The organism is Acidimicrobiales bacterium, from assembly GCA_036273495.1.
Taxonomy (GTDB): domain Bacteria; phylum Actinomycetota; class Acidimicrobiia; order Acidimicrobiales; family JAJPHE01; genus DASSEU01.
The window spans coordinates 1-4,143 of sequence record DASUHN010000153.1 but is presented as its reverse complement, the minus strand read 5'-3'; the positions used below and the strand labels follow the sequence as shown (position 1 = coordinate 4,143).

The following is a 4,143-nucleotide window of genomic DNA, read 5'->3' as shown; positions in this document are numbered from 1 at the left end:
GTCATCATCGAGCGGGGCTCTACGGCCCAGGACCTCGGTCCCAGGCTGTACCGCTCCGCCGGAGACGTGGTGCGCTTCCTCCTGCTCCAGGGGGAGATGGTCACCGCCACCCAGTCGCTGTCGGACGAGATGATCGAGCTGTTCGCGGCCGAGGTCGGGGCCAAGGTGCGCCTGGTCGACCCGGGCGAGGAGAAGGAGGCCGAGCTCCAGGCCCGGTACTTCGAGGACGAGTCGGAGGACGACGAGTCGCTCCAGCGGCCGCGGCCGCCCGTCATCACGGTCATGGGCCACGTCGACCACGGCAAGACCCTGCTTCTCGACCGCATCCGCCAGACCAACGTGGTGGCCGGCGAGGCGGGGGGGATCACCCAGCACATCGGGGCCTACCAGATCGAGCGCGACGGTCGCCTCATCACGTTCATCGACACCCCGGGCCACGAGGCGTTCACGGCCATGCGCGCCCGGGGGGCCCAGGTCACCGACATCGCCGTGCTGGTCGTGGCGGCCGACGACGGGGTCATGCCCCAGACCGTGGAGGCGCTGAACCACGCCAAGGCGGCCGAGGTCCCCATCGTCGTGGCCATCAACAAGATCGACCGGGCCAACGCGGATCCCACCCGGGTCATGCAACAGCTGTCCGAGCAGGGGCTGGTGCCCGAGGCGTGGGGCGGGGACACGATCATGGTCGAGATATCGGCCCTGGAGAACCTAGGGATCGACGACCTGCTCGAGCAGCTGCTCCTGCTGGCCGACGTGGAGGAGCTCACCGCCAACCCCGAGGGGCGGGCCCGCGGCGTGGTCCTCGAGGCCAACCTCGACGTGGGCCGGGGCCCGGTGGCCACCGTGCTGGTGGAGAAGGGGACCCTCCGCGTAGGCGACACGATCGTGGCCGGAGCCGCCTGGGGCCGGGTGCGGGCTCTGGTGGACGACAAGGGTGAGAACATCAAGGAGGCGCCGCCCTCCATGCCCGTGCTGGTGCTCGGTTTCAGCGACGTCCCGCGCGCCGGGGACGAGTTCCGGGTCACGACCGACCTCGGCACCGCCCGCACCATCGGGGAGGCGCGCGAGCAGCGCTTCCGCTCGGCCGGTTACGCCCCGACACCGAGCGCCACCGGCGCCCGGCTCGAGGACATCTTCGAGCAGATCCAGCGGGGTGAGTCCACCACCCTCAACCTGATCCTGAAGGCCGACGTGCAGGGTTCTCTCGAGGCCCTGACCGAGGCGCTGCGCAAGCTGGAGCGCGACGAGGTCCGGCCGTCGTTCGTGCACCGCGCCGTCGGCGGGATCACCGAGAACGACGTGCAGCTGGCGGCGGCGTCGAACGCAACGATCATCGGTTTCAACGTCCGGCCCGACCGCAAGGCACGCGAGCTGGCCGAGGCCACCAACGTCGAGATCCGGACCTACGAGATCATCTACAAGATCATCGAGGACATCGAGGCCGCCATGGTCGGCATGCTGGCCCCCGAGTACGAGGAGGTCGTCACCGGCGAGGCCGAGGTGCGCGAGATCTTCCGGGTGCCCCGCGTCGGCGCGGTGGCGGGTTGCTACGTGCGCAGCGGCACCATCACGCGCGGCTCGCGCGTCCGCTTCCTCCGGGAGGGCGTGGTCATCTGGAAGGGGACCATCACCTCCCTGCGCCGCTTCAAGGACGACGCGCGTGAGGTGCAGTCGGGCTTCGAGTGCGGCATCGGGCTGTCGGACTTCCAGGACCTGCACCGCGGGGACGTGATCGAGACGTACGAGGAAAGGGAGATCCCACGCACGTAGCGGCGCTCAGGGTCGAGCTGCGGCTGCCCGAGAGCCGGTCGCTCAAGTCCAAGCGGGCCCTGGTCAAGCCGATCCTCGAGCGGGCCCGCCAGCGCTTCTCCGTCTCGGCCGCCGAGGTGGACCACCAGGACCAGTGGCAACGGGCGTGCCTGGGAATGGCCACGGTCTCGTCGACTCCCGGCCACGCCGAGGAGATCCTGAACGAGGTCGAGCGCTTCGTGTGGTCGCGGCCCGACGTCGAGGTCATCAGCACCGAGCGGGGCTGGCTGGAGATGGAGAGCTGACGCAGTGCCGGGGCGGAGAGGCCGCGGCCGCGCAGGAGGTGGCCGGGTGGGCGGGACGGAGGGACAGCACCGCTACCCCCGCGTCTTCCGCCTGAACCAGGTGCTCAAGGAGGTCCTGGCCGAGGAGATCGAATGGCTCAGCGACGCCGGCGGGGACCTGCTGACCGTGACCGGCGTGACGGTCGAGCCCGATCTCCGTCATGCCACCGTGTGGCTCAGCTCCCTCACCGAGGGGTCGCGGACGCTGCTGGAGGAGCACCGGGTCGAGCTGCAGGCGGCGGTCGCGCGCCAGACGACGATGAAGCGCACCCCCCGGCTGAGCTTCGACGTGGATCCCGCGGTCGTGCAGGGCGCGGCCATCGAGGACGCCCTCCGCCGGATCTCCGGCGCCGGGGGGGAGGAGGACCGGTGAGCGCCGACGTCGACGAGGCGCTGGACCGGGCCGTGGCCGCCATCGAGGGGGCCTCGCTCGTGGCCCTGGCCTGCCACGTCTGGCCCGACGGTGACGCCCTCGGATCGATGTTCGCCATGCACCACCTGGCCGGCGCCCACGGGCGGCCGACGCTGGTGTCGTGGCCCGAGCCCCAGCAGGTGGCGCCGCACTACGCCTTCCTGCCCGGGCTCGACTCGGTCACCAAGGCCGCCGACTTCCCGGACGCCCCCGAGGTGATGGTGACCTTCGACAGCGGGTCGATCGACCGGCTCGGCTCGCTGGTGCCCGCCGCCCGGGCCGCCGGTGAGCTGATCGTCGTGGATCACCACGCCAGCAACACGCGGTACGGGTCGATCAACGTCATCGACCCCGACGCCGCCGCCACGGCCGTGATCGTGCGGACCCTGGCCCGCCGGCTGGGGTGGGCGCTGAACCGGGACGCGGCGCTGTGCATCTACACCGGCCTGGTCACCGACACCGGGAGGTTCCAGTACTCGAACACGACGCCGGAGGTCTTTGCCCTGGCCGAGGAGCTGGCCGGGTTCGAGCTCCCGATCGCCTTCATGACCCGGGAGCTGTTCGAGAAGCACCGCTTCACCTACCTGCGGCTCGTGTCCGACGTCCTGGCCCGAGCGGAGCTCGACGCCGACACCGGAATGGTCTTCGCCTGGGTGACCCAGGAGGACCTGGCCCGCCACGGGGTCGGCCTGGACGAGACCGAGGGACTCATCGACCTGGTCCGCCGGACCGCCGAGGCCCGGGTGGCGATGGTGGCCAAGGAGTCCCCGGAAGGGGTCCGGGTGTCGCTGCGCTCCGTCGACGAGACCGACGTCGGCGCCGTGGCCATAGCCCTCGGCGGCGGGGGGCACCGGTTCGCCTCGGGGTTCGTGTGGCACGGGACCGTACGCGAGGCGGCCGAAGCCGTCCGCCGGGCCGTGGCCGCCAGCGGCTGAGCGCCGGCCGGTGGCCCGGGACGGCTGGCTGCCCGTCGACAAGCCGGCGGGGTGGACCTCCCACGACGTGGTGGCGCGCTGCCGCAAGCTGATCGGGGAGCGCCGGGTCGGCCACGGCGGCACCCTCGACCCGGACGCCACCGGGTTGCTGCTGATCGGGGTGGGGCGGGCCACCCGGCTCCTCCGCTTCCTGACCGCCCTGCCGAAGGCCTACGAGGGGGAGCTGGTCCTCGGCACCGCCACCTCCACCCTCGACGCCTCCGGGGAGGTGACCGGGACCTGGGACATGAGCCGGGTCGGGCCGGCGGAGGTGGCCGCCGCCGCCGGGCGCCTCACCGGCCCCCAGCAGCAGGTCCCGCCGATGGTGTCGGCCGTCCAGGTGGGGGGCCGCCGCCTCCATCAGCTGGCCCGGGAGGGGCGCACCGTGGACCGGCCCGCCCGGTCCGTGGTCGTCGACCGCTTCAGCGTCGGCCTCGCCGGCGGCCCCGTGTACCGCTTCGAGGTGGCGTGCTCGTCGGGGACCTACGTCCGGTCCCTCGTCGACGACCTGGGCCGGGCCCTGGGGGGCGGCGCCCACCTCCTCCGCCTCCGGCGGGTGGCCACCGGGCCGTTCCTGGTGGCCGACGCCGTCCCGCTGGACGACGTGACCCCCGACGCCGTCCGGCCCGCGGCCGGGGCGGTGTCGTTCCTCGATCAGGTGGTC

5 protein-coding genes are annotated in these 4,143 nt (G+C 72.5%); all 5 read left to right on the top strand.

What is annotated here, in order from left to right; genetic code table 11:
- Positions 1-1,770: translation initiation factor IF-2 (gene infB / locus VFW24_06525; protein HEX5266410.1), on the top strand; the 1,770-nt coding region annotated here is incomplete at its 5' end.
- Positions 1,683-2,054, top strand: coding sequence for a DUF503 domain-containing protein (locus tag VFW24_06520; GenBank protein ID HEX5266409.1), 372 nt, complete (start codon positions 1,683-1,685; stop codon positions 2,052-2,054). The genes infB and VFW24_06520, both read left to right, overlap by 88 nt.
- A gap of 46 nt (positions 2,055-2,100) precedes the next feature.
- On the top strand, positions 2,101-2,466 hold the full coding sequence (locus VFW24_06515) for a ribosome-binding factor A (protein HEX5266408.1): 366 nt from the start codon (positions 2,101-2,103) through the stop codon (positions 2,464-2,466).
- The gene (locus VFW24_06510) at positions 2,463-3,440 is read left to right on the top strand and encodes a bifunctional oligoribonuclease/PAP phosphatase NrnA (protein HEX5266407.1); all 978 of its coding nucleotides are present in this window, start codon (positions 2,463-2,465) and stop codon (positions 3,438-3,440) included. The genes VFW24_06515 and VFW24_06510 overlap by 4 nt, the downstream gene beginning before the upstream one ends.
- Positions 3,441-3,450: 10 nt before the next feature.
- On the top strand, positions 3,451-4,143 hold a 693-nt coding region (gene truB / locus VFW24_06505), incomplete at its 3' end, for a tRNA pseudouridine(55) synthase TruB (protein ID HEX5266406.1).